The 25930-nt window shown below is 39.1% G+C and carries 24 protein-coding genes and 1 pseudogene; 2 read left to right on the forward strand and 23 right to left on the reverse strand.

Features of this window, described 5'->3' with window-relative positions; translation table 11 throughout:
• Positions 1-185: 185 nt before the first annotated feature.
• The 4 genes and pseudogenes from IGL42_RS12450 to IGL42_RS12465 all read right to left on the reverse strand — a co-directional run.
• Positions 186-418 (reverse strand): annotated as a pseudogene (locus IGL42_RS12450) (ATP-binding protein); the annotation flags it as partial.
• Positions 419-1082: 664 nt separating this feature from the next.
• Positions 1083-1712: an NAD(P)-dependent oxidoreductase gene (locus tag IGL42_RS12455; protein ID WP_002354854.1), complete on the reverse strand. Its 630-nt coding sequence runs from the start codon at positions 1710-1712 to the stop codon at positions 1083-1085.
• A gap of 58 nt (positions 1713-1770) precedes the next feature.
• A complete protein-coding gene (locus tag IGL42_RS12460; RefSeq protein ID WP_002383201.1) occupies positions 1771-2196 on the reverse strand; it encodes an Rrf2 family transcriptional regulator in 426 nt (141 codons plus the stop codon).
• A gap of 88 nt (positions 2197-2284) precedes the next feature.
• Entirely contained in the window at positions 2285-2668 is a 384-nt protein-coding gene (locus IGL42_RS12465) for a YccF domain-containing protein (RefSeq protein ID WP_002358999.1), read from the reverse strand.
• A gap of 163 nt (positions 2669-2831) precedes the next feature.
• Here IGL42_RS12465 and IGL42_RS12470 point away from each other — a divergent pair, with 163 nt between their 5' ends.
• A complete protein-coding gene (locus IGL42_RS12470) occupies positions 2832-3623 on the forward strand; it encodes a hypothetical protein (protein WP_002367471.1) in 792 nt (263 codons plus the stop codon).
• A 53-nt stretch (positions 3624-3676) separates the two neighbouring features.
• Here IGL42_RS12470 and IGL42_RS12475 read toward each other — a convergent pair whose 3' ends face one another.
• The 12 genes from IGL42_RS12475 to IGL42_RS12530 all read right to left on the reverse strand — a co-directional run bounded on the left by IGL42_RS12475 (position 3677) and on the right by IGL42_RS12530 (position 18720).
• The gene (locus IGL42_RS12475) at positions 3677-4813 is read right to left on the reverse strand and encodes an ArgE/DapE family deacylase (RefSeq protein WP_010710866.1); all 1137 of its coding nucleotides are present in this window, start codon (positions 4811-4813) and stop codon (positions 3677-3679) included.
• Positions 4814-4942: 129 nt separating this feature from the next.
• Entirely contained in the window at positions 4943-5827 is an 885-nt protein-coding gene (locus IGL42_RS12480) for an RsiV family protein (protein WP_002370130.1), read from the reverse strand.
• A gap of 24 nt (positions 5828-5851) precedes the next feature.
• Positions 5852-6349 carry an RNA polymerase sigma factor gene (locus tag IGL42_RS12485; RefSeq protein WP_002354845.1) on the reverse strand — a complete coding sequence of 166 codons (498 nt, stop codon included), beginning with the start codon at positions 6347-6349 and terminating at the stop codon, positions 5852-5854.
• Between the two features lie 236 nt (positions 6350-6585).
• Positions 6586-8067 carry a helix-turn-helix domain-containing protein gene (locus IGL42_RS12490; RefSeq protein ID WP_002354844.1) on the reverse strand — a complete coding sequence of 494 codons (1482 nt, stop codon included), beginning with the start codon at positions 8065-8067 and terminating at the stop codon, positions 6586-6588.
• Complete coding sequence (locus IGL42_RS12495; RefSeq protein ID WP_002354843.1) at positions 8042-8527, reverse strand: hypothetical protein; 486 nt, start codon at positions 8525-8527, stop codon at positions 8042-8044. Before IGL42_RS12495 ends, IGL42_RS12490 begins: the two co-directional genes overlap by 26 nt.
• Positions 8528-8631: 104 nt before the next feature.
• On the reverse strand, positions 8632-9711 hold the full coding sequence (locus tag IGL42_RS12500) for a DUF916 and DUF3324 domain-containing protein (RefSeq protein WP_002354842.1): 1080 nt from the start codon (positions 9709-9711) through the stop codon (positions 8632-8634).
• Between the two features lie 105 nt (positions 9712-9816).
• The gene (locus IGL42_RS12505; RefSeq protein ID WP_002385163.1) at positions 9817-10575 is read right to left on the reverse strand and encodes a WxL domain-containing protein; all 759 of its coding nucleotides are present in this window, start codon (positions 10573-10575) and stop codon (positions 9817-9819) included.
• Positions 10576-11376, reverse strand: a complete 801-nt coding sequence (locus tag IGL42_RS12510) for a WxL domain-containing protein (protein ID WP_002385162.1) — start codon at positions 11374-11376, stop codon at positions 10576-10578.
• Positions 11377-11380: 4 nt separating this feature from the next.
• Positions 11381-12115 carry a WxL domain-containing protein gene (locus IGL42_RS12515; protein WP_002365407.1) on the reverse strand — a complete coding sequence of 245 codons (735 nt, stop codon included), beginning with the start codon at positions 12113-12115 and terminating at the stop codon, positions 11381-11383.
• On the reverse strand, positions 12072-12461 hold the full coding sequence (locus tag IGL42_RS12520) for an LPXTG cell wall anchor domain-containing protein (RefSeq protein ID WP_002365408.1): 390 nt from the start codon (positions 12459-12461) through the stop codon (positions 12072-12074). Before IGL42_RS12520 ends, IGL42_RS12515 begins: the two co-directional genes overlap by 44 nt.
• Before the next feature lie 19 nt (positions 12462-12480).
• Positions 12481-17340, reverse strand: coding sequence for a hypothetical protein (locus tag IGL42_RS12525; protein WP_010710865.1), 4860 nt, complete (start codon positions 17338-17340; stop codon positions 12481-12483).
• Positions 17341-17706: 366 nt separating this feature from the next.
• Entirely contained in the window at positions 17707-18720 is a 1014-nt protein-coding gene (locus tag IGL42_RS12530; RefSeq protein ID WP_002378998.1) for an alpha/beta hydrolase, read from the reverse strand.
• Positions 18721-18885: 165 nt separating this feature from the next.
• On the opposite strand from IGL42_RS12530, the gene IGL42_RS12535 reads away from it, so the two are divergent.
• A complete protein-coding gene (locus IGL42_RS12535; protein WP_010710864.1) occupies positions 18886-19431 on the forward strand; it encodes a cysteine hydrolase family protein in 546 nt (181 codons plus the stop codon).
• Between the two features lie 213 nt (positions 19432-19644).
• Here the strand turns inward: IGL42_RS12535 and lrgB are convergent, their stop codons facing one another.
• From lrgB to IGL42_RS12570, 7 genes are all read right to left on the reverse strand, one after another.
• Positions 19645-20328, reverse strand: a complete 684-nt coding sequence (gene lrgB, locus IGL42_RS12540) for an antiholin-like protein LrgB (RefSeq protein ID WP_010710863.1) — start codon at positions 20326-20328, stop codon at positions 19645-19647.
• On the reverse strand, positions 20325-20744 hold the full coding sequence (lrgA, locus tag IGL42_RS12545) for an antiholin-like murein hydrolase modulator LrgA (protein WP_002354829.1): 420 nt from the start codon (positions 20742-20744) through the stop codon (positions 20325-20327). Before lrgA ends, lrgB begins: the two co-directional genes overlap by 4 nt.
• A 151-nt stretch (positions 20745-20895) precedes the next feature.
• Positions 20896-21624, reverse strand: coding sequence for a LytR/AlgR family response regulator transcription factor (locus tag IGL42_RS12550; RefSeq protein WP_002380989.1), 729 nt, complete (start codon positions 21622-21624; stop codon positions 20896-20898).
• The gene (locus tag IGL42_RS12555; RefSeq protein ID WP_010710862.1) at positions 21605-23374 is read right to left on the reverse strand and encodes a sensor histidine kinase; all 1770 of its coding nucleotides are present in this window, start codon (positions 23372-23374) and stop codon (positions 21605-21607) included. Before IGL42_RS12555 ends, IGL42_RS12550 begins: the two co-directional genes overlap by 20 nt.
• 91 nt (positions 23375-23465) lie before the next feature.
• Positions 23466-24284 (reverse strand): MetQ/NlpA family ABC transporter substrate-binding protein, encoded by an 819-nt coding sequence (locus IGL42_RS12560; RefSeq protein WP_002354826.1) that lies wholly within the window; start codon positions 24282-24284, stop codon positions 23466-23468.
• Positions 24285-24296: 12 nt separating this feature from the next.
• Entirely contained in the window at positions 24297-24968 is a 672-nt protein-coding gene (locus IGL42_RS12565) for a methionine ABC transporter permease (RefSeq protein ID WP_002368484.1), read from the reverse strand.
• Complete coding sequence (locus IGL42_RS12570; RefSeq protein ID WP_002354824.1) at positions 24965-25687, reverse strand: methionine ABC transporter ATP-binding protein; 723 nt, start codon at positions 25685-25687, stop codon at positions 24965-24967. Before IGL42_RS12570 ends, IGL42_RS12565 begins: the two co-directional genes overlap by 4 nt.
• Positions 25688-25930 lie beyond the last annotated feature (243 nt).

Raw genomic sequence — 25930 nt, forward strand, 5'->3', positions numbered from 1 at the left:
GTGATTTTACTGTAGCTGTATCAATTTCCTTTTTAGCTGGCGGTGCTTTTGCCCCGATAAATAGCGGTGTCAATAAATATTGACATGAAACTAAAATTAAATATATCTAAAATACTAAACCACTTTTATAGTCAAAATCTATTCAGTGTCAAGGGCCATATAAAGATGTATGTTTTGGCTCTCTGCTATTTTTCAATATCGAGGCCCTTCGTTTCCATGTAATCTTTCATTCGATAAGATTTCTTATTGATTGATAAAATTTTAGAATGATGGATTAGATGATCAATAATCACATTCTTTACCTTTTATCCTGGAATACCTCTGTCCATTGGAACAGAGCTATATTGGATGTTAGAACCGTTGATTTTTTCTCATAACGTAAGTTAATGAGCTGGAAAAAGAAATTCGCCCTATTTTTTATACGACAACTTCACTCTAAAAACAAAAAAGACTACCTTCACTTAGTTACGTAGTCAAACAATATTGATATATCCCATATTAATCATTCTCGGTTACTATGGTCTTTTTATTTTGTAAATACTTTTTATACGCAGATTCTATGAGCTAATGTTTGATACAAATAAGTATAATGATTTAGTTTGTCCCTCAAGGTAACTTGGAAAAGAAACTCGATTATTAATCGACCTACAAACCACTTCTGACAGTTTTAATATGACAGAAAAATTGTTTGTAGGTCGATTGTTTTCATTGTAGTTGGTGAGGGCGGGTTAGACCTCATTGACGTTTGTCCAGACTCTGCTAGATAGGTATTTTATGCCAACGAAAGTAAAGCTTGTGCTTTCGTTAAAGCTTTTTGAGCGGAGCTTTTTTAACGGCATAACTTTTTCCCATTGAGACATCTAAAGCAAGTACATACATGATTTTCATCTCCTACACACGGTCTCGAAGCCTACCATACTTAAACCAGATTTTAAATGACAGTGAAGGAGATCATTTTTTGTTTGTACTCACAGTCCTAGAGAGTGTGGTCGGTCTTCCTTTTACAACCAACTATACGCTTAAAACAGCCCTAGAGGATACCTCTAATCTTAGTATATTTTTTGTATTAATAATTTTTTCTTTTATTGATACACACTAATTCGTTGATTTGGGTGTGCATTACTTTCCACTTCATCTAACATGGCAACGGCGTAGTCTGCGTAACTAATGTAGCTGTCACCTTGACTATTGGTTGTTAATTCTTCGCCAGCGACTTCATAATGGCCTGTCGCAGGACCTTCAGCATCAAACATGGCTGCAGGACTAATATAGGTCCAGTGGATGTTTTGAGCTTCTTTCAATAAGTTTAAAGCTTCGCCCATCGCCGAAGCTAATGGCTGAATTTCTGCTGGAAATGATGGTGTATCTTTTAATTGAGTTGTGTGTTCTGGGTCCACATACAAGGTTCCAGCGCCCCCAACGACAAACAAGCGCGTTTTTTGATTGGTTAAAATCTCAATCAAATGCTGGGTAGATTTTGGGAAATCTTGCACATCAGGGAATCCTAAGGCACTAATTAATACATCAAACGCTTGAATATCTTCTGTTGTTAATTGATAAACATCTTTTTCAATGGTCGGTGTGCCATCTGTTATTTTTGAGGCATTACGAACGATGGCTGTCACGTCCATCCCGCGACGTTTAGCTTCTGCTAAAAGTAATTGTCCTTCTTTTCCTGTTGCTCCTAATACTGCTACTTTCATGTAAATCATCCTTTCATTTTTAAATAGAACTAAAATAGTTACATTTAATACTTTAAAAGTAGAGAGATTACTTATCTCTCTTAACTTCTATTTCATGAATCACATCTGCTAAGGTGATGCTTTTCAATTCTTCTTCCATTTTTTGTTGCACTTTAGTAAATTCAGTTTCTAGTACCGATTGGATATTTGCCCCAACGGAACAGTTTGGATTAGGATTTTGATGGATATTGAAAATCTCTCGTTCCAATTCAACCGCTGTATAAATTTCATACAGTGAGATCTCTTCTGGTTTCTTTAATAAGGTATTTTTATTGGCTCCACGCATGGAATGAATCAAGCCGGCTTTTTTTAACTGGCTCATTAGTCGTCGAACAACGACTGGATTCGTATTCACGCTCGAAGCAATGTATTCAGAAGTCACTTGTTCTTGAGGACCTGTTTCAATCAAACTTAAAATATGAATCGCAACACTTAATTTCGTTGACATGGCCATGTCTAATCACTCCAAACTAAATGTAACGTTATTTGTTACATTTACAGAATACGCTGTTTCGTTTTATTTGTCAATGAGAAACCTCTGACTATTCAAAATAAAAATCATTTGTTGAAACAACACGGGCCCCAAACGGCATTAACGCTAATTTCGCCAATTTAAAGGATTGTTGCCCAAACGGAATACCGATGATTGTCAGACAAAGCAACAAGCCACTAATACAATGCCCAATTGCTAATGGTAGTCCACTGATAATCAGCCAAATAATGTTTACCACCAAAGATACGCCGCTATCACTATACACGACTCGCTTTTTAAACGGCCAAAAGCTCAACCCCGCTAATTTAAAACATTGTAAACCAATCGGAATACCGATAATTGTAATACACCAAATCACGCCTGCGAATAGCCAAGATAAGCCACCAAAAAAGCCGCCAAAGATGAACCATAAAATATTGCCAAGTGTTTTCATTCTTGTTCCTCTACTTTCCTCATTAAAAATTATGTATGTGAGTAAGTATACCACGAAAGCTTCTTTTTGTTTCAAACAATATTGTAAGGTTGCTGACTCGTTAAAAGACGAAGACGCTGTTTCATGATACAATGAAGAAACTAACGATAAAGGAGTAGACTTCATGGACTTACATTTAACCGTTGATCTAAAAAAAACAAAGACACTCATTGATTTAGCCGATCAGGCCCACTTAATCATTGAACAAACAACTAAATTACCGAAAAAAGAGGCAGCGATTCTTTTCTTGCTAAGAGATAACCAACTAGTTGCTTTAGGACTTGCTGAAGAAAAAGCTACATATAAAGAAGTTTCTTTTGATCACTCGATTTTGTTGAAACCGACTTGGGACACAGAACTTGCCTATTTAGCGCAAGCTTTCCTAGATGATGCGAAAGAAAGTGGTTTAACATTGGAAGCGACCCCAACGACAGTCAAAATTCCGAAAAGTGCGGTAGCGACAGTGACTAACTATAAAGAAACAGTCACCTTTATCTTGGAACGTTTTGGCTACTCTCTGTTTAAAAAACCGGCGCCGAAGAAAGCCAGACCAGCCAAAGCACGCCACAAATGGACAAAAGAAGTCAGCCAAATTCCTTTTTATATTGATACTCGACAAAGCAAAGCAACTGTTTTTTGGCAAAAGCGCAATGAAATGCTTATTAAAGCTGGCGCGACAATGATGCCCGAAGCCCCTTTAAATAAAGACGGGTCTGTCGGTTTCTCCGCTAGATTTGGTGAAAAACTTCGTGATGAACGCAAGGGCCAATTTAAAGACTTTGTCACAACGGAAGATATCGTCTTAAAAAGCGTTAATGAAGTCGGCTTGTTTCTCTATTTTGCTGGAACAAACAGCTGGTTAGAGCTAGTTGATGAGAACGGCAAAACCTTAAATGAATGGACTGTGGTGGAATAAACCTTATAAAAAAATGTCGCACCTGATTTTTATGATTCAGGCGCGACATTTTTTTAATTTAAATAACTTTTTGCTATCGCTTGATACTTATCAATCATATCTAAATAATTATCAATTTCGACATATTCGTCGACTTGGTGTGCAGTAGTGGTCACACCTGGTCCAAAGACAACGCAATCAAATGTATTGTCTGATTTAGTAAATTCAGCTAAGTCTGTGGTCCCAGCGCTTGTCACTAATGGTAATGGTTGATCAAATTGGGCTTGAATGGCTTGAATTAACGCAGAATCTTTCTCAGCTTTTACAGGAATTTTATTGTAATCAATCGTTAATTCTAACTGATGTTTTTCTTTTTTGTTCAATTCATCGATAATTTTTTGTAATAATGCAATGACTTGGTCGTTGCTGAATTCTGGAATTGAACGGATATTCCCTTGCAAGGTTGCTTGACCTGGAATACTGTTCACTTGTGTGCCACCTTTAATGACGGTTACATTGTGAATCGTTCGACCTAATTCAGGATTTTCATAGTTTGCTGTGACTTCCGCCATTTGTTGGTTTGCTTCTGTAATAAATTCGTTCAAATTATTAATCGCGTTAATGCCTTCTTCTGGCATCGAACTGTGGGCTTCTTTTCCGTGCGACACAACAGAATAGTTAATTGAACCCATGTGCGCATACATCAAGTTATAATTGGTTGGTTCTCCAATGACTAAGGCACTTAAATCATCCGCATAGCCTTTTTCAGTTAATTGGCCAGCACCTAGCTCACCGACTTCTTCACCAACTGTACCTAAAAATTTAACCGCTCCCTTTAATGGAACTTCCTTTTCTTTTAATTCAATCATTGCTAAAACCATTGCGACTAAGCCGCTTTTCATGTCCGTTGCGCCACGGCCATACAATTTATTTCCTTCAATATGGGCCGCAAATGGCGGGAAAGTCCATTGACTTTCGTCCCCTTCAGAAACCACGTCCATGTGGCCACTAAACCCTAAGACTTTTTCTCGGTTTTCACCTAGGTAAGCAACCAAACTACTACGATTTGGTGCATAAGAAACAAGTTCAGAAGGGATCTCATATTTCTTCAAAAGATTTTGTAAATAGATTGCCACTTCTTCTTCGTTTCCATTTACAGATTTAATTTTAACCACATCTTGTAAAATACTAATTTTTTCTGATTTTTCCATTGCCATTCGCCCTTTCTTGTTATGCTTAATTCTAGTGTACGCTTCTCTCAGTAAAACCGCAACTGACTTGGTTAGGTCAGTTAAAAACACGCGACATTTCTTAAAACTGTCGCGTGTTTTTTGCTGAGTTTATTTTAAATAATTAGGCGCTGCCAATTCATTCTCAATGACTTGATTAGGGATCACAAATTCAGGGGTGCCCATATAGTAAGGCGCAATCTCTCCTTGAGGAAACACAATCACTAATTGGTGTTTTTCATTGATATAGAAAGGTTGGTCCTTTTTAATTTTTTTGAAGGGTTGAACATCACTGGGGGCATCCTCTTTTTCGGACCAGTATATTTTATTGCTATCGTTCTTCATTTGGTCTGCTATTTGTTGTTTAATTTCACTACTAATGACATCAATGTAAAAATCATTTTTAAAAATTAAGGGGAGTGAAACGACAACATTGGCTCGTTTATCGATGGTGTCATATTTTGTTGTCGTCGCAGAACTGCCTTTAATTTCTGTGAAGGTTCGTTTGACCACTAGGAAGCGACGGTCGTCCACGACTTTTTCATAATCTCCAGTGACTGAAACACGAGAACCATCAAACAATTGCCCTTTGACTTGTTGAAATTCTGTTTGGGCTTCTTTCAAGTATTTTTTGTTGAGCGTGTCGGCTACTGAAGATTCTTGGGATGTTTGGATTTTAGGGACATCGATGTTTACTTCACTTTCCTGTTTTTTCGCTGTCAACGTTTTTATGGTGACTAATTGAACAATTTTATCTAACACAGGAATGTTGCGGGCTGCTTCACTAAAACCTGGAAACAAATTGACTGATAAGACAAAGCCACAAGCCACCACTACACTACTTTGCAGTGAGCGGTTTCTAAAACGAAGCCAGGTGTACCGCTTTTTCTCTTTATGAAAACGCGCTTTGACTTCCGCTTGTAGATCCGTTGGCAACGGTTGTTGGCGGTATTCTTTTGAAAAGTTTTTAACAACGCTTTTTACAAAATCTTCCATTATTTTTTCGCTTCCTTTCTTTTACTAATTCAATAGACTTCGGAGTTCATTCAAACTGCGGTACATCTTCGTTTTAATCGTGTTTTCGTTAATATCCAGGATCAAGGCGATTTCTTTTAGCGTAAATCCTTCAAAAAATTTTAATAGAATAATTTCACGATTGGGACTATCTAATTGATTAATAATTTCTTCAATTTCTAAAAAACTGCGTTGGGGATTATTTAAAAGGGCTAACACATGTTCATCTTTTTCAATATGAACAGCTTCTCGTTTCTTTTTACGCCAATAATCTGTCGCTACAGAAAGCAGAATTCGAAAGAACCACGCTTCAAAATCCTTAATATCGGGTCCTTTTTGGATGGCCTTCAGTGCCTTTTCAAAGCTTTCTTGAATCACATCCAAGGCATCTTCTTTCGAATGTGTATAGTTAAAGGCAATGCGATACATTTTTTCATATTTGGTATCCACAAGCGTTTCTAACGCGCGAATTTGTTTTTTTCTTTTCCAACCATCGAAAACCATCGATTTCTGGAACCTCCTTTCCTGTACACTTATATAGACGAATCACAAGCATAAAAAGTTTCAACTTTTTTATTATTTTTAATTTTTATATTCTAAAAGAAAAAGCGCGGTACAAAAATCACTTTGGATTTTTGCTCCACGCTCAAAATCTGATAAACGGCGGGAACAGAACCAGCTCCTTCGGAAATAAGCCGAAATTATCCAAAAATTAAAGAACAATTTCCGGAAATTTCTTCTTATTTCTCGGAGCTAAGCGGTGCTGTCCCGACCTTGTTTTCTTCTCCCGAGTGCGGTCTTAGTGCACTCAGCGTTTTAATAAAATGCGACCAATCAACAGGACGTGGTGGCGCTAGCCAAATAATTTGGGTAATCTCAGGCCAATCGACAAAATGAATATCCGATAAAATTAATTGTACACTTTCATCTACATGTGCTTTGAAAATGATATTCCATTCCGTAATTTTTTCAATATTTTTTTGTATCATACGATTATAGGCTTCACCAAAGGAAAAGTCGACACACAATGTAATCGGAGCCAAAACTTTTTTCAATGGTAACGCATCCACCATTAACAACAGATACCGATAAAATAAAAACTGTCTGGCATCCCAAACAGCGGGATTCGTTTTTTGTTCTTGAATAAATTGTCGACTAGCAGAAAAATACTCTGTATACGTTTCTGCAAAGTAGGTTATATCCATTTTGCGATAACTATAGTTTGCTTCTATTGGAAAATGGAACAATTTAAAATGTACGATTGTTACTTTTTGTTCAAAACCTTGCAGGACTTCCTCGGAAAGCTGAAATTGTATTTTTAAATAGCTTAACAAGTCACGATTCAATTGTTGAATTTCTGCAAATCTTTGGCAAAGTGCTGCTGAAGCTACTTGAAGCCACTCTTCAGCAATTAAAAATAAGAGTAAATAATTGCCTTCGTTTGTTCGTTGTGGTTCTGGGACTTGAAGACTCTCTAACCAATTGAAAACATTCTGCTGATTGTCACCGGCTAATTGTTTTAACACTTGCGAATCTACTTTTTTCTCTACATAAAACTGTTGCTGCGTTCGTACTAAAGAAACCGCCAAAAAATGAAAACATTTAGCTTGTGCATAGCCTGCACGCTGATTAAGATGAACCTTCTCAGAAAAAAATAGCTCAAAGTTCCGAATCTGCTCTAAAACTTTTTTACCGTACAATGAAAAATCACGTTGGTATAATTGTAAAAAAACCAGTGTTGTTACTTCGCGTAAATTGGTTTCATTTCCCACCAAGTGAAATTCTTTATTAATTGTAATTTGATAATTTTCCAGCATTTTCTTTAATTCCTTGAACTCCTTATAAGCCAATGTGTGACTAACAAAGTGTTCTAAAGCAAACTCATTTACAGAATCAAAACGCTGAAAAAAGAAATCTTGAAACATAGCAAAACGTAACGACTCTTTAATATAGCAATCAATCAAAGTAGCGGAAGTTTCCGTTCCTGATTCATTAAGCGTTAAGAAAATACCATCGCTCACAATTTGAAAATCCTCTGATAAACCAAATTCAATAAAATCGGCATTTAATTCAGCGACCGTTTTGTTCACGATAAATTCAGATAATTCTAACTCCTGCATTACGGTTTCTTTTGACTCTGTTAACATCGGTGCATTTTCCAGTAACTGAAATAAGGCGATTTTTCTTTTATCCACTTTATTTAAAAACATCATCAATATCATAGACTTCTCTCACATCCATTTTTTTCCCATACAATCCATTTCCTGAAAGAAAGTACCCAACCGCTGCTAAATAGCTTTCAGATTCTTCATCGCCGCCTGCACCAAGTCCGTTAGGAAAGACAAAATCTTTATTCACTTGTAAGGGATGAGCCGTTGTTTCTTTTGTTTGTTTCTTTTTTTCTTTTGACATTGCCGGTTTCTCCACAGGTTTGTCTTTTTTCTTGGGTGAAGGCTTTTTTTCTTCAGAAGGAACCGTAGTTTTTTGATCTTCCGGAGGGGTTGGCGCAGGTTGTTCCGGTTCTGACTTTTCCTGAGGGGTGATTGATTCTGGTTTTGGTTGAATTTCTTCCGTTGGTTCTAAGGGATTATAAATAGGTGTCGCCAATGTTTGAATTGGTTCTATTTCGACAGCCGTAAAAATTAGCAAAGAACTAAATAAAAAAAGATACTTTTTTCTCATGGCTTCTCACTCTCTCTACCTCTACTTTATGGGAAGCAATTCCTTGTAAAAGTACCTTTACTTTTACAAGGAAAACCCTTTTTGTCAATAGATAGCCCTTTTTATTACTCAGATTGTTGTTCTTCCTCTTTTTTCTTTTTACGATACAAGAAGAAAATCAATAAGAGCAGCGCTAGAATGATTAATGCAATCAGTAGATACAACCACCAATTGGTTCCTTTAATGGTTACGTCTTTTTCATTTAATTCTTTAGCGACGTCCCCAGAAATAGTAAATTCTTTTGTAAATTCCCATTTGTACAGGTACCGTTCTTCACCATTGGCGCCTTTGACTTGATAGGTGCCCTTTTCATCTTTTACACCATAGGCCGTTGATTTCAAGACATATTTTCCTGGCGTTAATCGTTCCCCTTTTAAAGAAATTGGGTAACTAAAGTTAGAGTTTGGCGCCACCTGCATATCCTCAGTATCGGATTGGTAAAGCGTTTCGCCTCCTTTTGAAACAGTGTTGATTAAATGTAATTGGTTTAAATAGGCCGCTTGTGGGTTTTGTAAAGAAACATTGATGACGTTTCGCGCGTTGACTTGGCCTGGTTTAACCCCCAGTAATTTTAAATCTGGTTGAACCTTTGTCTCATTTTGCTGAAGAATAATAGCCACAACATAGGAGTATTCATTATTAATAGCTAACCCTTTTGATTGATCCGCAGAAGTCGTGGTTTCTTTCTTTTTCTCTTTGAGTGTTATACCGCCAGCCATCACGCCATCAAAAGAATCTTTAGGCATCGTGATGGTTAAAGGTAAGGTCTTTTGGGAATGCTTCGGCAAGATGATTTCTTTCGGTGCTTCCACATAATCTTTTAAGTTAAAGCGTAAAGTTTTGTCAGGTTTGATCCCGTTTTGGCCATATTCTACTACGCCATTTAAATTTGTTGTCGCTGAGTTCACCGTATTTTCAATGGTAATGTCTTCATCTGTATCATTGCGTAACTGAATTTCTACGGTTTGTTTGGCACCAGGCGCCATTTTTAAGTCAAAGTAGGTTTTTGATTTGTCCACTTGATTTTCGGGAATTGTTGGTGTGACCGCAAAATTAAATTCAGAAGCGTGCGCCTCCACGCCAATCCAGCCAAATAACATACAAGCGATTACCGTTGCATATACTTTCCATCTGTTCATATTCATTCTCCTATGTCTGTCATTCTTTGTTGTATTATAAGCACCAAAAGACCGAAAGATAAGCCAAAAATTTTTGACTTATATCCCGATCTTGCGTGTATGCTGTCGTTCTTAGTTTCCTGTGTTAGCAGGTGTATCTGTCAAAGTCCAAGTAAAAGTTGTCGTGTATTTTTTCGCATATTTTGTGGTTGAACCAGGTACTTCTAATGAAATACTTGTTTTAGCGGTATCTACACTATCGCCCCAGCTCATTAAGTACGTACCCGCACCTTCTTTATCGCCAGCAGCCATGACCACTGATTCAGCCCCAGTTGGGTTTAATTCAATCGTAGCTGGCGCTGTCGTTGGTTTTGCAGATTGTGAAGCTGAAACCACGCGTCCGTTGCTTAAAGTTACTTTGGCCGCTGTTAGTTCTTGATTGGCTTCAGTTTTGAATTGACCATTTTGTTTTACTTTTAGCGTCCAACCTGTTTCAGTCCCACGATTATCTGAGACTTGAACAAAGTTCGGGCCTTCTTGGTCAGCACCAGCATTATCTTTGTATTTTTGTGTTTCTGCATAGTAGGTCATATTTTTTGAGGTAATCGTTTGTTCCCCAAAAGATAAGCTAGATGCATAGTCAATGGATAACGGACCTGCTGTCCCTGGCTTAGGCCCTGTCGGATCAGTTGGATCAACTGGCGTAATTGGTTTATCTGGGTCTGGATTCGTCGGATCAACTGGATTCGTTGGGTTCGTATTTGGTGCAAATTGAATCGCTCCGTTTGTTTGGTATTCACCACCGTCGACTGCTAATGCACTCATTGGTACAAGTGCCAATGCGCCTAAAGTTGTGGTTGCCATCAATGTCATTACTTTTGTCTTTTTCATTTATTTCCCTCCATTATTTACTGGTACATCTGAAAGTAGCCAAGTCAAAGTTGTTTTATATTGTACTGCATCCTTAGGGGTTTTCCCGGGAACAGTTAGTGAGATTGCCCGTGTGATTGTGGCATTTACTTGCTGTCCTTGTTGATTTTTTTCGGTCACTTTTTCTGCTTGCCCCCACAGCGTGATCCACGTTCCGGCGCCGGTCTTTTCTGGGGCTTGCATGACAACAGTTTCTGCGCCCGCAGCATCTAATTGAATGTTTGCGGTAGCAGTTGGCGGCAATACGTCCGTCGCATTTGAGCGCACACTGGGCTCAGTAAAGGCGACGGTGGCGCCTGTTAATTCTTTGTGTAATGTTTCTGCATTACGAAATTGACCATTTTGTTTCACTTTTAAAACCCAGCCAGCATTGGTTCCCCGTAAATCACTTACTTGTACATAATTAGCAGTTGCCAATTCACTTGCTGAACCATCTGGGTTTTTATAGGTTTGCGCTCTGGCAAAATACGTTTGATCCTTATTCGATATCTCATTACTTCCAAAATCCAAACTTGAGGCATAATCGATGGAAAGTGGCCCAGGTGTGCCTGGATTAGGTCCATCAGGATTCGTTGGATCGACTGGTCGAACTGGTTTTTCTGGATCGGGATTTTCTGGATTTACTGGATCCGTCCCATCTGTGCTTGGGGTAAAAACAATCGACTGTTCGCTATCAAAAACGACCGTCGCCGCTTCAGCAGGAACAGTGGCGCCAAGCAACATTGTTCCGAATAACAAGGAGTAGACGACTGTTTTTTTCATTTACTTAGCCTCCAACATTCGTTGGTACAGATTTCAATGTCCATGTTAAGGTCGTACGATATTCTTTTGCTAATTTAATCGCTTTACCTGGGACATTTAATTTCACGGCAGTAGCACCTTCTGTCGCATCTTTCCCAAAACGATAGACCCAAGTCCCCATTCCTTTGCCATCTTCTGCTTTGACTAATTCTACTTCTGTTCCAGGAACAAAGGTATGTGCTGCTGTTGGTGTTGGCGCGTATGCGGCATCAACAATCGATGTCACACCTGCATTGGCAATCGATAAAGCGGCCCCAACTAATTCTTCATTTTGGGCTGTTTTGAATTGCCCATTTTGTACAGCGCTTAACGTCCAGCCTTCTTGTGTCCCACGTTTATCCGTTACCTGAACATAGTTGGGACCTGTTGTTCCATCTTTAAATGTTTGAATTTGTGCGTAATAATCTTTCGTATCGGAAGTGATTTTTTGGGCGCCAAATTGAAAGCTTGAAGCATAGTCAATTGATAAGGGGCCTGCAGTCCCTGGTTTTGGTCCAGTTGGGTCAGTTGGATCTTCTGGTTCAACTTTTTCATCTGGATTGGTTGGGTTAACTGGCTTCGTTGGATCTGTATCTGGTTCAAATGTAATGGCGCCATTACTTGTATAGTTCACGTTAATGTCTTCCGCAAATGCTTGTTGTGTCGCTAGGACACCGCTAAATCCTACAATCCCTACTACTGCTAATACTGTTTTTTTCATCTTCTCTTCTCCTTTTAATAAATAATATGCCTATAGTGATAAGGCTGATTCCCAAATAAATAAATGGTCCTTGATTGGTGGTACCTGTCGCTGGTAATCTTCCTTGTCGCGACCCATATACGCCAGAAGAAAGGACGGATGAAGCGCCTCCGTCAGCTGGCTTGGTGGGTTCAGTCGTTGTGGAAGAATTACTAGTCGCTGTTGTCGACTCTTCTGTGGGATATTCATACGTTCCATAAAAGGAGACAACACCACTATTTTCATAAGCTGCTTCCCCAAACGCAGTGTCTGAATGACAGAAGCTGAAAAGACCTAAAAAACAACTAAGCAAAAGGTATTTTTTCATCTCACTTCTCTCCTCCTTGTTATGGTGCCATGACTAATGACCATGACAATGTCCCTTTGAATTCGCCAACTTTTTGTTTCTCGACTGGCACAGATAGTTTAAGTCCCCGTTGGTTTGCCGCACCCCAACCTTGGTTAATTGTATAACTACCTGAACCGGAGCCTTCATTTTCTGTAACAACCGTATCTCCTTTATTGAGTAAAAATTCTCCTTTGTCTGTAACCAATGACAAATCTTCCAATTGATCTGTGCCGTTCGTTAAGGGATTCGTTACCTGAACATTCAGTTTCCAAGGCGTACTTTCTGTCCCACGTGTGTCTTGAACGACTAAATCATCTGAAAGAGTTGGCCAGTAAACTTCTGGCTTGGCAGAAATTTTTTGTTTGCCAAAATCAATTGTTTTAGGTACTTTTTCTAACGTTAATTCACCTGAAATAGACACATTGACTTTTTTATTTAACGTTTCACCAGCTTCTGTAAATTGATAATTGGCTGGCACCGTTTTGGCTAATTCTTCTGGTTTCGCTTGCTGAATGGCTTGGAAGGTTGCGGCATCAAGACTTGGTGTTTGATTGGCCCGACCATCTGCGAAAATCACCGTTGCTTGTGTCCATTGTGCCAACTCGTCTGAATTCGTTAAGCCATTTGCTTCTTTTAATTTCAAATGCGCACTTGTCGCATACAAGGCAAACGAACGATCTTTGGCAAGGACACTTTCATTTTTCACAACAACTAAATGAACCGTTTTGTTTTGCAAATTATCTCCTGACGTCCCTGCTTCTAATTGAATATCATGTGTCCGCGATACAGTTTTTTCTGCTAACGGCGCTTGAATTTGTGGTAAATCCGTCTCTTTTAATGAGGTTTTGAAAAACGGCCGACCTTTTGCACCGAGCATTTCTATTACTTTATCGACAGTCGTTAGTTGCGCTGCCTCATCTTCTGTGACAATCACCGATTGCCCCGAAAGTTCCACTTTATTTGAAAATTGAACTTTCACCTGATAACTGTAGTTCATATTCGTCGCTTTCCATGAAAGCGGGGTGGTATCTTTTTGCTCTGGAATTTGCTCTATCGCGCTCCCAACTTCACTAGACTTAACCGTTCCTTGGTGCAACCAAGAACCTGTTACTTCGTCAGGAAGGAAGCTTAGGGTTGGTGTTAAAGCACTTGAGGTCGGAATCATCAAACGTCCTTTTTGAACTTTTTGTCCAGCTACTTCGGTGCCCCACGCTTGTAAGGTTAATGGCGCATTGCCGGCTTTGACCTCTTTTACATCATGAGAAATAGTACCTGCACCTGCCACAATTCCAGGCGTTTCCACTTCGTAATCGATGATGGAGCCAGGAATTGCTATTCCATAGCCATTGGCGCCCTTGGTCACATCGTTATCGCCAATAAATGTTTTTCCAGTCGCTTTTTCAATCCCATGAAACGTTGTTGGCGTAAGTTTTGTAGCATTATTGACCGTTGGATTAATCGTCAAGACCTGATAGGCTTTGACATTTCCAAACCAAGTCCCTGTGCTATCCACCAAAGCAGTTGTATCTGTCGTTGGTTTAATCCATAAAAGTTCATCTTTTGTTGGATCGACAGCTTCAAAATCCGCAATGTTTACTTTACCTGTACCAGGAATTGTTTCTAATGTTGCATGATCCTGAACCGTTAGTTTGCTAGCTGAAATTAAATTGGCTGTGTTAGTGATCCCAATTCCAGCGTTTTTAGATAGATGAATTGATCCGAATTCATTGTAAGTCGTACTATGATTCGCGGCAGTAGCAGAAACGCCATTTTTGATGTTCCCACCATTAGCCATTAATTTAATGCCATTGGTGACATTCAATTCCGTAAAGTTGACAACGCCTAATCCTGTCGCATTTAGTGGTTCTGTTTGATAGTTATTGGTGCCGTCAACGTTAGTCCCAAAGTTAAAGGCCACTTTATTTGAACTAGCATTCACAATTGCATTAGTGAAATTATCTGTTGATGAACCACCGGATAAACCGTTAATACTAACTGCACCTTGAACATTTGCGGTAACATCACGTAAGATTTTTCCGCCACTGATATTGGAATACTGTGTCGCATATAAATTTCCAATACTAGAACCCGCTGCTTGAATATTCATTGTAATCTTGCCGTTCTTGGTATACGCAGCATTGGTTCCACCATCACCGTAAATGCTGGCCCCATTTAGAGATTCCACACCTGTTTTAGTGAAAATATTTAAAGTAATTGTGTTTGATTCATCCGTTCCTATTGTCGTATTTTGACCATAGGGCCGACCACCAGTAATGTAGGTATTACCAGGCAACTTAAACTCTCCGTTGTAATTTCTTAAATCAATTAAGAGTTTGGCATTTCCAAGAAGTGAGCCCGCATTGGTAATCCCACCTGAAAAACCGTTCGCGCCTGTCCGAGGAGTTCCTGAGAAATTTCCTCCGTAGATGCGATTGTCTGAATTACCAGTAATTGTATGGCCACCGCTTGCTCCATAAGAAGCGCCCATCGAAGCATTAATTACTCCTTCATAAACCGTTACACCGACATTCCCAACATTTTTGGCATCATTCCAGCCACCGCCTGAAAGAAACCAATCGACTTGACCATTATTAACGATTGTTTGACCGTTTCCATAAACTCGAGCTGCTTGATAGCCTGTTCCTTCTAATGTGTCAGCAATCCCGCCATTCAATGTGTTAGAAGTATTGCCTTCAACGACACCTGAAAAAGAGCCACCATATGTCCAGCGAGCAATGGTATTATTTAAAACAGTCTTAGTATCTCCTTTTATATAGATATCCCAAGTATCATTACTAGCAGGATAGCCGCCGCCACCAACAATATCCCAACCTGAATTATTACCACGACTTTTATTGGTCGTTGAATAATCTAAGCTTGTCGGTTTTGCGCCTGAATAAGCCATACCATCGCCACCTAAAGACCCATCACCATTCGCTGTTCCCACTTCAATTGTTGTATTTCCTTCGATATAACCGCCGCGTCCAGCTGCAGTTGAGTAAATTGCACCATTATTAAACGAACCGCTGACTAATTTAGAAGAAATATTTCCAAAAACTTTAAAAGCTGCTGCTGATTTGGCTAATTCTGCTCTTTGTTGTGGTGTATAAGCATCATACGTTGCTTCATTTGAGGCCCCAATTTGACTCTTGTTAAATTTCGAAACATTGTTACCTGCACCGCCGTTAAAATCATTAATACCACCAGCGGAATTCGTTCCTGCTGTAACCACATTCGTAATATCTCCGATGATCGTTCCAGAATATTGGTTGCCTCCTTCAAAATCTGCACGACCCGCACTATACAACTGTGTATTTAAATTTGTAGTAATTCCATCAGTCGCACGATTCGTTCCTATATCGCCGCGGGAAGAGCCACCAATAAAACGTTGACCCGCTGTATACCAACGGCCATATCCAGAAATATCGTTTGTTACTTTTCCACCAATATTTCCGTATTGAACACCGCCATAATACGTACTTAATTGGAAACCTGTAGCAGCATTCGTAATCGCAACCTTTGTTGAGACGTTACCAGTAACATTCGCTGTGTTGGTTGCGTTGGTCCCATAACCGCCCCCATAAATTGAAGCAATTCTGCCACCAGAATCATTGACAACCAATGAAGTATTCCCAGTCACTGTCCCAATATTGGCGCCCCCACTTAATGTATTTAGTCCGCTCCGTGTATTGTTAATAACAATCGTAGGATTTCCAGCTAAATTACCACCATTTTGGTTTCCGCCATAGAAATTCCATGTCCCTGTACCTGTACTATTTACTGTTAAAGTTGGGTTTCCTGAAACATCTCCTGTATCCGTTCCACCGTATACGGTCAGACCGTTTCCACTAGAGCCACCATTCAAGTTCAAACTGTAACCATTTAAATACATATTCGTACCTGTATAGTTTAGATTTCTCAAAGTGATGTTTGAGCCAAAAAAGATATTTTGATTAAATCCTAACGTCTTAGAACCCGTTGGCGCCGTTTGATCCATACTAATCGGATCCGCGCTGTTTCCAGTAATCACTAAATGATTGACCTTGCCTTGCAAGGCGTAAAAGGTCATATTACTTGCCGTAACGGTGTCAGGAATCACTTTAGCGGTGGTCGCCGCACTCGTCGTAATATTGTTTCCTATATAAAGAGTGAAATCGCCATTGTTCCCCTGTTGATACAAATCAAACAAGGCTTCTTTCAAGCCAGCCTCTGTCGATGCATATTCTTTGTACGCTGCTCCATCTCCTGCAGGACTTGGCACAACAATCACTTTTGTTTTATCTGCAGGAGCAATTGTGTCCGCAATGGACTGATCAATTGAAACAGCTCTGGCCATGCGTGTCAGTTTCTGTTTAAAGACAGCCGTAAGTTGTGTATCTTCTGAAAACTCTAATTGAAGAAGTTCTTCATTTGTATATGTTTTTCCTTGGTAAGACCAGCCAACGAAAGTCGCATTTTCCTCACTATTCGCCCATTTTGGTAATTCTTCTGTCCGAAGTGGCTGATTTTTTTCTTTTACCACTTGATAACTTTTGGCATCATTTTGAAACAAAGCTTGATCCGTTGTTTCAAAGGTCAACGTGATTTGCTTCTGCTCTTCGCTTGGTTTTGTTTCTGTGGAAGAGGTGGTTACTTTTTCTGTGATAGCACTAGATTCAGTCATTGATGACTGTTCTGTAGAATGTGCGCTGCTTTCTTTTGTTGCTTCACTTGTACTGGTTTCTGCTGTTTTTGGCTGTGTCTGCGTACGTTCCGTTTGTTGCTCCCCTTCAATCGCCCACGCTGAAACAGATAAAAATGGTTGTACAAGTAAACAAGTTGCCAATAAAACAGCGATTTTCTTTTTCATTAACTTCATCACTCCTCCCTCGAAGTAAACTTTCCACAACCAACCTATGGCTCAAGTATACGAAGTTTTCTTCTGATTTTTTTAAAGATATTTTCTTAATTTCAAAAAAAAAATTTATTTTTTAATTTTCTTTTTGTTAACTAAACGAATTTTTTGCTGTTTTTGTAAGATAAAAATGTTAATTTGTTCACAAAAATAACAAAAACGTTGTTTTTAACATTAAAATTAACAAACGAGTTCGTAGTATAGCACGGATTTTTTCTCATGTAAACATCATTAAATAAACATTTTTGTTTAATTTATACATATTTCCCAGCTAAAAAAATGACAAAAATAAATAAACAGAGGCCTTAGAAATATTTCTAAGGCCTCTGTTTATTTATACGTATTCACAAACTGGACTGTTTCTTGGTAACATTGTTTAGCTTCTTTTGTTTGATAGTCGAATTGATATTCATGGGTGATCGTTGCTTTCTTATCTTTGAAAAAGAGAGCTGAAACTGGAACATTTAAAGTTTTTAACCGCTGAACCAAGGCTAGTCCTTGCTCTTGGAATGAAAAGCTATTGCCATCTGTTAGATACGTCGGGGGAAATTCTTTGGTGACTTTATCCACTAAACTCACTTCTTGCAGTTCTGCACTCGTCTGCCAGTCTTTAGTGCCGAGCAAGGACCAAGCCACTGTTTTAACGAAAAATTTCATAAAACGATTATCACTTTGTTGGTTGGCCATTTGTTTCAAATCCACCGGACCACAATACGAGAGCGTGCCTTTTAAATGGCTAGCCGGCAATGCTGCAGTCATCCCTAGTTCTTTGGCATAGTTGGCATTGGTTTGAACTGTTGCATATTGTAGAGCAATCTGTGCACCCGCACTGTCCCCGCCAATAAAAAGCTTAGATAAATCTAACATGGGATATGCTTGTTTCTTTTCTAATAAAAATTGAACAAGTTCATCGACCTGCTGGAGCTGGCTTGGATAAGGTGCGTCTGGTGCTAATTCATAATTCATTGAAATAAAGGCAACTGAGGAATCAGCCACTAAACGTGTCGCAAACTCTTTCATCCCAGACTTATCTCCTCCCACATAGCCACCACCATGGACCCATAAAACGACTGGTACCGCTTGTTTTGACGTTTGGGGATAATACAAATCAAAGGTATTCTTTTTTCTTGAAGAAGGGTATGTTTGATTTTCTTGCAATTGAACATTGGGCAATGCTTTATCATAGGAAGCTGAATCTTTTATTTCAACTTCGCCTGCGAATAACTGGTTGATGACCCAAGCGCCTGGCTTAGGGGATAATTGAAAGGCGAGAAACACGCCTAAGCAAATAACCACAATGATTCCTAACAACCAAAGGATAAAACGTACGATTTTTCTTTTCACTCTATTCACCTGCTTTAATTTGTAGCAAAATTATAGCATGTTTTTTAGCCAAAGCGTTTATTTTGAAACAGCTTTTTTAGAATTTGATGTACTTTTATCATTTGAAATGCTTTCTTAAAAGCTGTAAAATGAACAAAATGACTTTAACCTTTAGGAGGTTGCCAAATGAAAGCTCTGATTTCCATTGATTATACGAATGATTTTGTCGCCACAGACGGAAAACTAACCACTGGTGCCGCTGGGCAAGCCATTGAAACGGCCCTTGTTCAACAAACAAAGCACTATTTTGACAATGGCGATTTTGTGGTTTTTGCCATTGATGGGCATGACCCCCTAGATCGCTATCATCCTGAAAATAAACTTTTCCCGCCCCACAATGTCTTAGGAACTGACGGGCGTAATCTGTTTGGCTCGCTAGCTGATTTTTATCAAGCTCACAAAAATGAGGCAACCGTTTATTGGCTGGACAAACGGCACTATTCTGCTTTTAGTGGCACGGATTTGGACATTCGGTTACGAGAACGAGGAATTACAGAGCTTTGTTTAACTGGTGTTTGTACAGATATTTGCGTGTTGCATACAGCTGTCGATGCCTATAATTTAGGCTATCAATTAATGATTCCCGAGAATGCCGTTGCTAGTTTTGATGAACAAGGACACGAATGGGCGTTACGCCACTTTAAACAAACTTTAGGAGCAACCATTCTATAAAAAGACTGGTCAATCCTTCCACGCGCCCTATCTATATTCAAAAAATCCTGTAAACAACGCAAAAGCCAACCTTACTATGGATAAGGTTGGCTTTTTTACACTCATTTTAACTCCGAGCCTGCGGATTAGTGATAACTAGCATTCACAGAATAAGCAGAGACTGCTAGTTGATAGAAATTAGCTACTCATAAAAGAGTGGGGAAGCCCACTTTTTTATAGACCAATGACCGTTGCAAAGAAAGGAACTACTAAAACAGTAACTACGCCAACCACTACGACAGAAATACTAGCCATAGCAGCCTCTGTTTCGCCCATTTCCATGCCAACTGCCACACCTAGGGCATGTCCGGCCGCACCTAAAGCTAAACCTTTGGCGATTGGATTGTTAATCTTAAACCATTTCAATGCAATTCCACCCAAGGCATAGGTTAGTACACCATTGAAGATTACGGTAAACGCCGTAATGGAAGCAATGCCGCCAACAGTTTGAGAAATAGGTACGGCAATCGCTGTTGTAGCAGCTTGTGGTAAGATTGAGGCCACTAAATGATTATCCATGCCAATCACTTTTCCTGCAAAATAAACAGCCACTAGCGAACCAAAAGAACCAATTGTTAACGCCGTTAAAATTTCTAACCAATATTTTTTCAACACGTCTCTCTTTTTATATAAAGGAATCGCAAACGCTACTGTCGCAGGCTCTAGAAAGAAGCTGATATATTTGCCACCTTCATTGTATTGCTCGTAACTAATTCCTGTTACTTTTAAAACGACAACGCCTAAAATCATCGCAACGAATAATGGCGTAAATAAGAAGAAACCTTTACTTTTTTTAAACAACCAAGTACCTATGCCAAATACAGCTAATGAAATAATAATGCCAACATACGGATTCATGCGCGAACCTCTCCTTTCGCTTTCTTCGTTGCTGCGGGTTCTTTTTCTTTTCGAGCATCTTTCATATGCAATAAAAAGGCGCCCGTCCAACCAGTCGTTGCTAGTAACGCTAGTGTCGCTACTAAAATAACAAAAACAATTTGAACGCCAAATTGTTGCATAATCCCTAAAGAATTAACTAAGGAAATCCCTGAAGGAACAAATAAAAATGTAATAACCGTTGATAAGCTATTACCTAGCCCTTCCACTTGCTCCAATTTAACAACTTTTGTACATAAACCAATGAACAATAACACCATGCCAATTACTGAAGCAGGCATTGGTATTGGGGAAATGAACGCCAAGCCGTTGGCGATTAACATAATAATGGCAAAAACTGCTGCTTGTTGTAAAAATGAATATACTTTCTTTTCCATTCTTCTTCGCTCCCTTTTCTCTGTTTTCTATGGGTTAAGTATATAAAGAAAACGTTTTTTTAAGGGCTTTTTTTCATGAAATGCCAGAATTTCTTCACCAAATGCAAAAATCACCACTTGAAATGCATTCGACATTTCAAGTGGTGATTTTTTAACTTAAGCCAAGTTTTTCTTTAAATTCTTTGACGTATGAACGGCTAACAGGTACTTTTGAGCCGTTGGTTAAAATTACTTGCAACGTGTTATTAAACCACGGCTGAATTTCTTGAATTTTTGTTCGATTCAAGATGAAACTTCGATGCGTTTTAATAAAGAGCGTGGCAGGTAATTTCTGTTCGATACTGTTGAGGGTCCCTGTCATCTTGTAGACCTGTTGATCCACAAAAATGCTCAGTTGCCGTTCTTCGACAGAAACGAGGTAAATATCTTCTGGCGCCACAAGATAAATGCGGTCTTCCCCTTGAATAGGTATTGCTTCAGATTTCGGTCCTTTTTCAGCAGTGTTTTCTGGGACAGCTTGAGCCATTTCTTTCGATACTTTTTCAATGACTTGTGTTATTTTTTCTTCTTCAAAAGGTTTCAAAATATAATCTTTTGCATTCACTTGAAAGGCCTTTAACGCATATTGATCATAGGCGGTTGCAAAGACCAAGTATGGCGCTTTTTTAAGATGGGTTAATTTTTCCGCTAAATCAAACCCGCTTTCATCAGTCAAATGAATATCTAAAAATAACAAATCTGGCTTTTGATCCATCATCTCTTCCATTGCCTCCGCCACAGAATCCGCTTCTGCAACGCTCGTCACTTGCGGATGTTGGGAAACAAGATAGCTCAATTCTTCTCGTGCTAAGGGCTCATCATCAACGATTAATACGTGCATCTAATTCCTCCTGTTCCATCGGGATTTCTAAATGAACATGGCTCCCGCCTGTCTCTAAATTTTCAATTAAAAAACAACCTTCTGATCCATAAAGGTTCGCCATTCTGCGGGACAAGTTTTCCAGTGCCGTGCCGGTGCCTTTTTCCGAAGTCACTGTCGTCTTTCCTAATAGCAAGCGGCGTTCTTCAGGAATCCCTTGCCCATTGTCATACACATCCACATGTAATTTGTGTTGTTTTGCTTTGACCACTACCCGAACTTGATTGTTCTCCTTCCGGCTGCCAAATGCATGCTTGATGGTATTTTCCACTAACACCTGAATCGCATACGGCGGTACTTTTTCTGAAGCAACCGCTTCTTCCACGTCAAATGTTACTTGATAACGATTCGGAAACCGTGCTTGTTCTAATGACAAATAGGCTTTTACTTGTTCTAGTTCTTGTGAAACTGGGATCGTAGTTTGCACGGCTCCCTGCAAGTTACCTCGAAAGTATTTACTTAATTGGAGCAATAGTTTCCGCGCTTTTTCACTGTCTTTCCGCATTAATGCGGAAATAGTATTGATGGCATTAAAGAAGAAATGCGGGTTCACTTGCGCTTGCAAGGATTTAATTTCAGCTTCTTTAAGTAATTTTGATTGTACTTCCGCTTCCCCTAATTCAATTTGTGAAGAAAAAATTGTCCCAAGACCTTCTGCTAACTGTTCCTCGACATGCGTTAACTGCGCTGGATCCGTAAAGTACATTTTTAAGGTGCCAACAATTTGCTGATGGGAAAATAATGGAATCACAATCGCCGCTTGCAACGGACAATTAGGCTCCGAACAACCAACTTCTTCTTTGGCATGTGCGATGGTCATTCGGCCCGTCCGTAACACTTCCCGAGAAAGCTCCGTAATGACTTCTAGCTCTGGAATATGATGATCGCTTCCTGCACCAACATGAGCTAAAATTTGATGACTGTTTGTCATGCTAATCGCACTGACTTTTGTATAATGCTTAATAATCTCCGCAACTTTTTTGCTGGAATTTTTATTGAGTCCTTCTCGAAAATATGGCAGTGTTTCCGCTGCTAATTCCAAAACATCGTGCGTCTGAACCGCTTTGGCCTGCTCTTCTTGTTTCAATGTCGTTGTTAGAATCGACATAAAAATAAACGTTCCTACGCTATTTAACAAAATCATCGGCAGCGCAATAAAACGAACCAACGTGGCCCCATCCGATAGATCACCGCTGAAAAAGAAAATAAAAATCATCTGAATCATTTCCATGCACGCTCCGACAATGGCAGAAAAGCCGGCAGACGGAAAAACGGTTTGCTTTGCCATACGGCTCCCTAAAAAACCGGCAATTAAGCCAACAATTAAAGAAGCAGGCACATAAAAGAAACTATGCCCCCCGCCTTGAATAACCCGATGAAAGCCAGCAATTAAACCAACCGTACTGCCGACAATCGGACCACCCACTAATCCAGAAACGCCAATTACTAACGTACGCGTATTCGCAATGGAAGCATTGCTGCTTAAATAGGTTAGTAAATTATTGGGAACAATCTGATTCTTAGCGATTTCGATACCTGTAAAATTAGAAATAATAGCAAATAAACCAAAAATCAAAATCAATTGAACTTTTGAAGACATTTTTTCACGACTTAATAAAACACGCTTAAAATAAGGCACATTCACTAAAAGAAAGGCCAGTAAAATAATTAAGCCCACCCGTTCCATCATTAAAATAAATAATTCGACCACACCGGCACCTCCTTCCTATTAACTATACTATAAATCAAGGAAAAGAAAAAAATGAAGCTTCTCAAAAAAGAGGCTTCATTTTTTCTATTCATTAAAACGCAGGAATATTGGCACCTTTAGAATTTTTCTTGATGTATTCAGCAACTTCTTTTGTTGTCATCGCTTCTTTTAAAACCTTGATTTTTTCGCTATCTTTTTCGCCTTTACGTGTCACAACTTGCAATGCGTAATGTTTACTTGCTTCTTCATCTTCTAACAAAATCGCATCTTTCGTTGTTAAACCAGCAGGTTCTAAGTAGGCTGGGTAGCAGAACACCATAGCGATGTCTTTTTCATCATAGGCTTTAGCTAAATTCAGTAAATCAATGCTTTCAAAAGTGATGTTTTTAGGATTTTCCACGACATCTGCCACCGTGCCGTTAAAGCCGACACCTTCTTTTAATTTAATCACGCCGTTTGCATTTAAAATTGCTAAAGCACGACCTTCATTGGTTGGATCGCTAGGAATCCCCACTTTGGCATTTTCAGGTAAATCTTTCGCATCTTGATATTCTTTTGAATAGAAACCACCAGCAAAATAATAAATCGGTTGCACAGCCACTAAATCAGCTTTTTTCTCTTTGTTAAACATTTCCATGAAAGGTTGATGTTGCGCAAAATTAGCATCCGCTTCGTCATGTTGCACGGCATCGTTGTAGGCAACATTGTCGCTCACTTCCATAATGTTAATTTTGTACCCTTTTTTCTCAGCTTCTTTCTTGGCAATCTCCAAGATATCTTTTGAAGATTCCAATTGCACGGCAACGGTAATCTCCTTGTCTTCTTTCTGGTCTGCTTGTTTATTTCCCCCACAGGCAGCTAAAATAACTGTTGCAATAACAGCGAATGTTGCTAAATAAAACTTCTTCATTCTTTTGTCCTCCTACTTTCTTTTGTCTAGTTTTTGGGCAATGAAGTTCCCAAGCATTTGTAAAATGAAGACCAGTGCAATCATAATCACAATGGCAACATACATAATACCGTATTCATACCGTTGATACCCGACACGAACTGCAAAATCGCCAATCCCGCCGCCACCAACAACACCCATCACCGTGGAATATGAAACCATACTCACTGTCGTGGTTGTGTAAGCAAGAACCAATCCGCTACGTGCTTCCACCAATAAAAAGTGCCAAATGTATTGGACTTTCGAGGTACCTAACGAATTAGCTAAAAAATAAATTTCTTCTGGAACATCCAACAGCACTTGTTCAACCAAGCGAGCAAAAATCGCGATCGCAACAATACTCAATGGCACAGATGAAGGAATTGGGCCAAACGCCTTTCCTAAAACAGAACGAGTAACTGGAATCAACGCAATCACAAATAATAAATAAGGAAACGAGCGAATAACAGTTACAATGAAATTTAAAACCCAGTACAGCCAAGGTTGATGCCCTTTGACTTTCGGATTAGCCAAAAATAGTCCTAAGCCTAAAGGTAAGCCGACAAGCAAACAGATAGCCATCGAAATCGACATCATAATCCCTGTTTCTTTTAAACCAACCAGCATAGATGGCCAATATTCGGCAAAGGTTTCTGAAAAAGTCATGGACGCAAACTCCTTTCCACTTTTTCTAAATAGGAAAGCGGTTCTTCCTCATATTGCTGAGGATTATTCAGAAATTCGCCAATTAACTGACCTTTTTCCATCACTAAGATACGATTACATAAGCGCTTCACGGTTTCTAATTCGTGACTAACAAAGAAAATAGTCGGTCGGAATTCCTGATGCGTCTTATGTAATAGTCGAACGACACTTTCTGTATTTTCTTCATCTAATGAACTCGTTGCCTCGTCACATAATAACCATTTTGGATTACGGCTCAACGCTCGAGCAATAGAGACACGCTGTTTTTCCCCACCAGAAAGCTGAGCAGGATACGCTTCTGCCTTATGGGCCATATCAACAAACGTTAATAAACGCTCAATTTTTTCAGGCTGTTTCTCTTTTAAAAGTTTCAAAGGCAACGCAACATTATCATAAATTTTCAAATTTTCTAACAAATTGTAATGCTGAAACACCATCCCCATTTGTTGTTGCTGCTGGCGAACTTCTTTTTTAGAGAAGGTTTGAACATTTCTGCCATCAATACGAATCTCCCCTTCACTCGGTTGTTCCATTAAATTCAACAAACGTAACAACGTGGACTTGCCAGAGCCACTTTTCCCAACAATCCCAACGATTTCTCCTGGTTGGACAGAAAAGTGAATATTTTTTAACGCGTGTGTCTCTTGATAGACTTTCGACACATTCACTAACTCAATCATGATTACCTCCTAAAGGCCGACAAACAAACTATAACAACTAAAAAAACTGTATAACAATTAAAGTAATTCTGTGAAACGATTTAAAAAAACTATTACGAATTAAAAAATAACACACGTTTCGAAAAACAGCGTTATATCAGAGATGTAACTACTTACATCATCTACTAAAACAGAAAAAAAAGCAACCTTTTTATTTGTGAAAAAAACACTATCTGTTTTTTGTCTGTATTATTTTGTACAAAT

The organism is Enterococcus sp. DIV0712, from assembly GCF_050554855.1.
In the GTDB taxonomy this organism is placed as follows: domain Bacteria; phylum Bacillota; class Bacilli; order Lactobacillales; family Enterococcaceae; genus Enterococcus; species Enterococcus faecalis.

Bases quoted from the DNA above. Each gene is read 5' to 3' on its own strand.
- IGL42_RS12455 (WP_002354854.1), bottom strand. From the start codon at position 1,712: ATGATTTACATGAAAGTAGCAGTATTAGGAGCAACAGGAAAAGAAGGA.
- IGL42_RS12460 (WP_002383201.1), bottom strand. From the start codon at position 2,196: ATGGCCATGTCAACGAAATTAAGTGTTGCGATTCATATTTTAAGTTTG.
- IGL42_RS12465 (WP_002358999.1), bottom strand. From the start codon at position 2,668: ATGAAAACACTTGGCAATATTTTATGGTTCATCTTTGGCGGCTTTTTT.
- IGL42_RS12470 (WP_002367471.1), top strand. From the start codon at position 2,832: ATGGACTTACATTTAACCGTTGATCTAAAAAAAACAAAGACACTCATT.
- IGL42_RS12475 (WP_010710866.1), bottom strand. From the start codon at position 4,813: ATGGAAAAATCAGAAAAAATTAGTATTTTACAAGATGTGGTTAAAATT.
- IGL42_RS12480 (WP_002370130.1), bottom strand. From the start codon at position 5,827: ATGGAAGATTTTGTAAAAAGCGTTGTTAAAAACTTTTCAAAAGAATAC.
- IGL42_RS12485 (WP_002354845.1), bottom strand. From the start codon at position 6,349: ATGGTTTTCGATGGTTGGAAAAGAAAAAAACAAATTCGCGCGTTAGAA.
- IGL42_RS12490 (WP_002354844.1), bottom strand. From the start codon at position 8,067: ATGATATTGATGATGTTTTTAAATAAAGTGGATAAAAGAAAAATCGCC.
- IGL42_RS12495 (WP_002354843.1), bottom strand. From the start codon at position 8,527: ATGAGAAAAAAGTATCTTTTTTTATTTAGTTCTTTGCTAATTTTTACG.
- IGL42_RS12500 (WP_002354842.1), bottom strand. From the start codon at position 9,711: ATGAATATGAACAGATGGAAAGTATATGCAACGGTAATCGCTTGTATG.
- IGL42_RS12505 (WP_002385163.1), bottom strand. From the start codon at position 10,575: ATGAAAAAGACAAAAGTAATGACATTGATGGCAACCACAACTTTAGGC.
- IGL42_RS12510 (WP_002385162.1), bottom strand. From the start codon at position 11,376: ATGAAAAAAACAGTCGTCTACTCCTTGTTATTCGGAACAATGTTGCTT.
- IGL42_RS12515 (WP_002365407.1), bottom strand. From the start codon at position 12,115: ATGAAAAAAACAGTATTAGCAGTAGTAGGGATTGTAGGATTTAGCGGT.
- IGL42_RS12520 (WP_002365408.1), bottom strand. From the start codon at position 12,461: ATGAAAAAATACCTTTTGCTTAGTTGTTTTTTAGGTCTTTTCAGCTTC.
- IGL42_RS12525 (WP_010710865.1), bottom strand. From the start codon at position 17,340: ATGAAGTTAATGAAAAAGAAAATCGCTGTTTTATTGGCAACTTGTTTA.
- IGL42_RS12535 (WP_010710864.1), top strand. From the start codon at position 18,886: ATGAAAGCTCTGATTTCCATTGATTATACGAATGATTTTGTCGCCACA.
- lrgB (WP_010710863.1), bottom strand. From the start codon at position 20,328: ATGAATCCGTATGTTGGCATTATTATTTCATTAGCTGTATTTGGCATA.
- lrgA (WP_002354829.1), bottom strand. From the start codon at position 20,744: ATGGAAAAGAAAGTATATTCATTTTTACAACAAGCAGCAGTTTTTGCC.
- IGL42_RS12550 (WP_002380989.1), bottom strand. From the start codon at position 21,624: ATGCACGTATTAATCGTTGATGATGAGCCCTTAGCACGAGAAGAATTG.
- IGL42_RS12560 (WP_002354826.1), bottom strand. From the start codon at position 24,284: ATGAAGAAGTTTTATTTAGCAACATTCGCTGTTATTGCAACAGTTATT.
- IGL42_RS12565 (WP_002368484.1), bottom strand. From the start codon at position 24,968: ATGACTTTTTCAGAAACCTTTGCCGAATATTGGCCATCTATGCTGGTT.
- IGL42_RS12570 (WP_002354824.1), bottom strand. From the start codon at position 25,687: ATGATTGAGTTAGTGAATGTGTCGAAAGTCTATCAAGAGACACACGCG.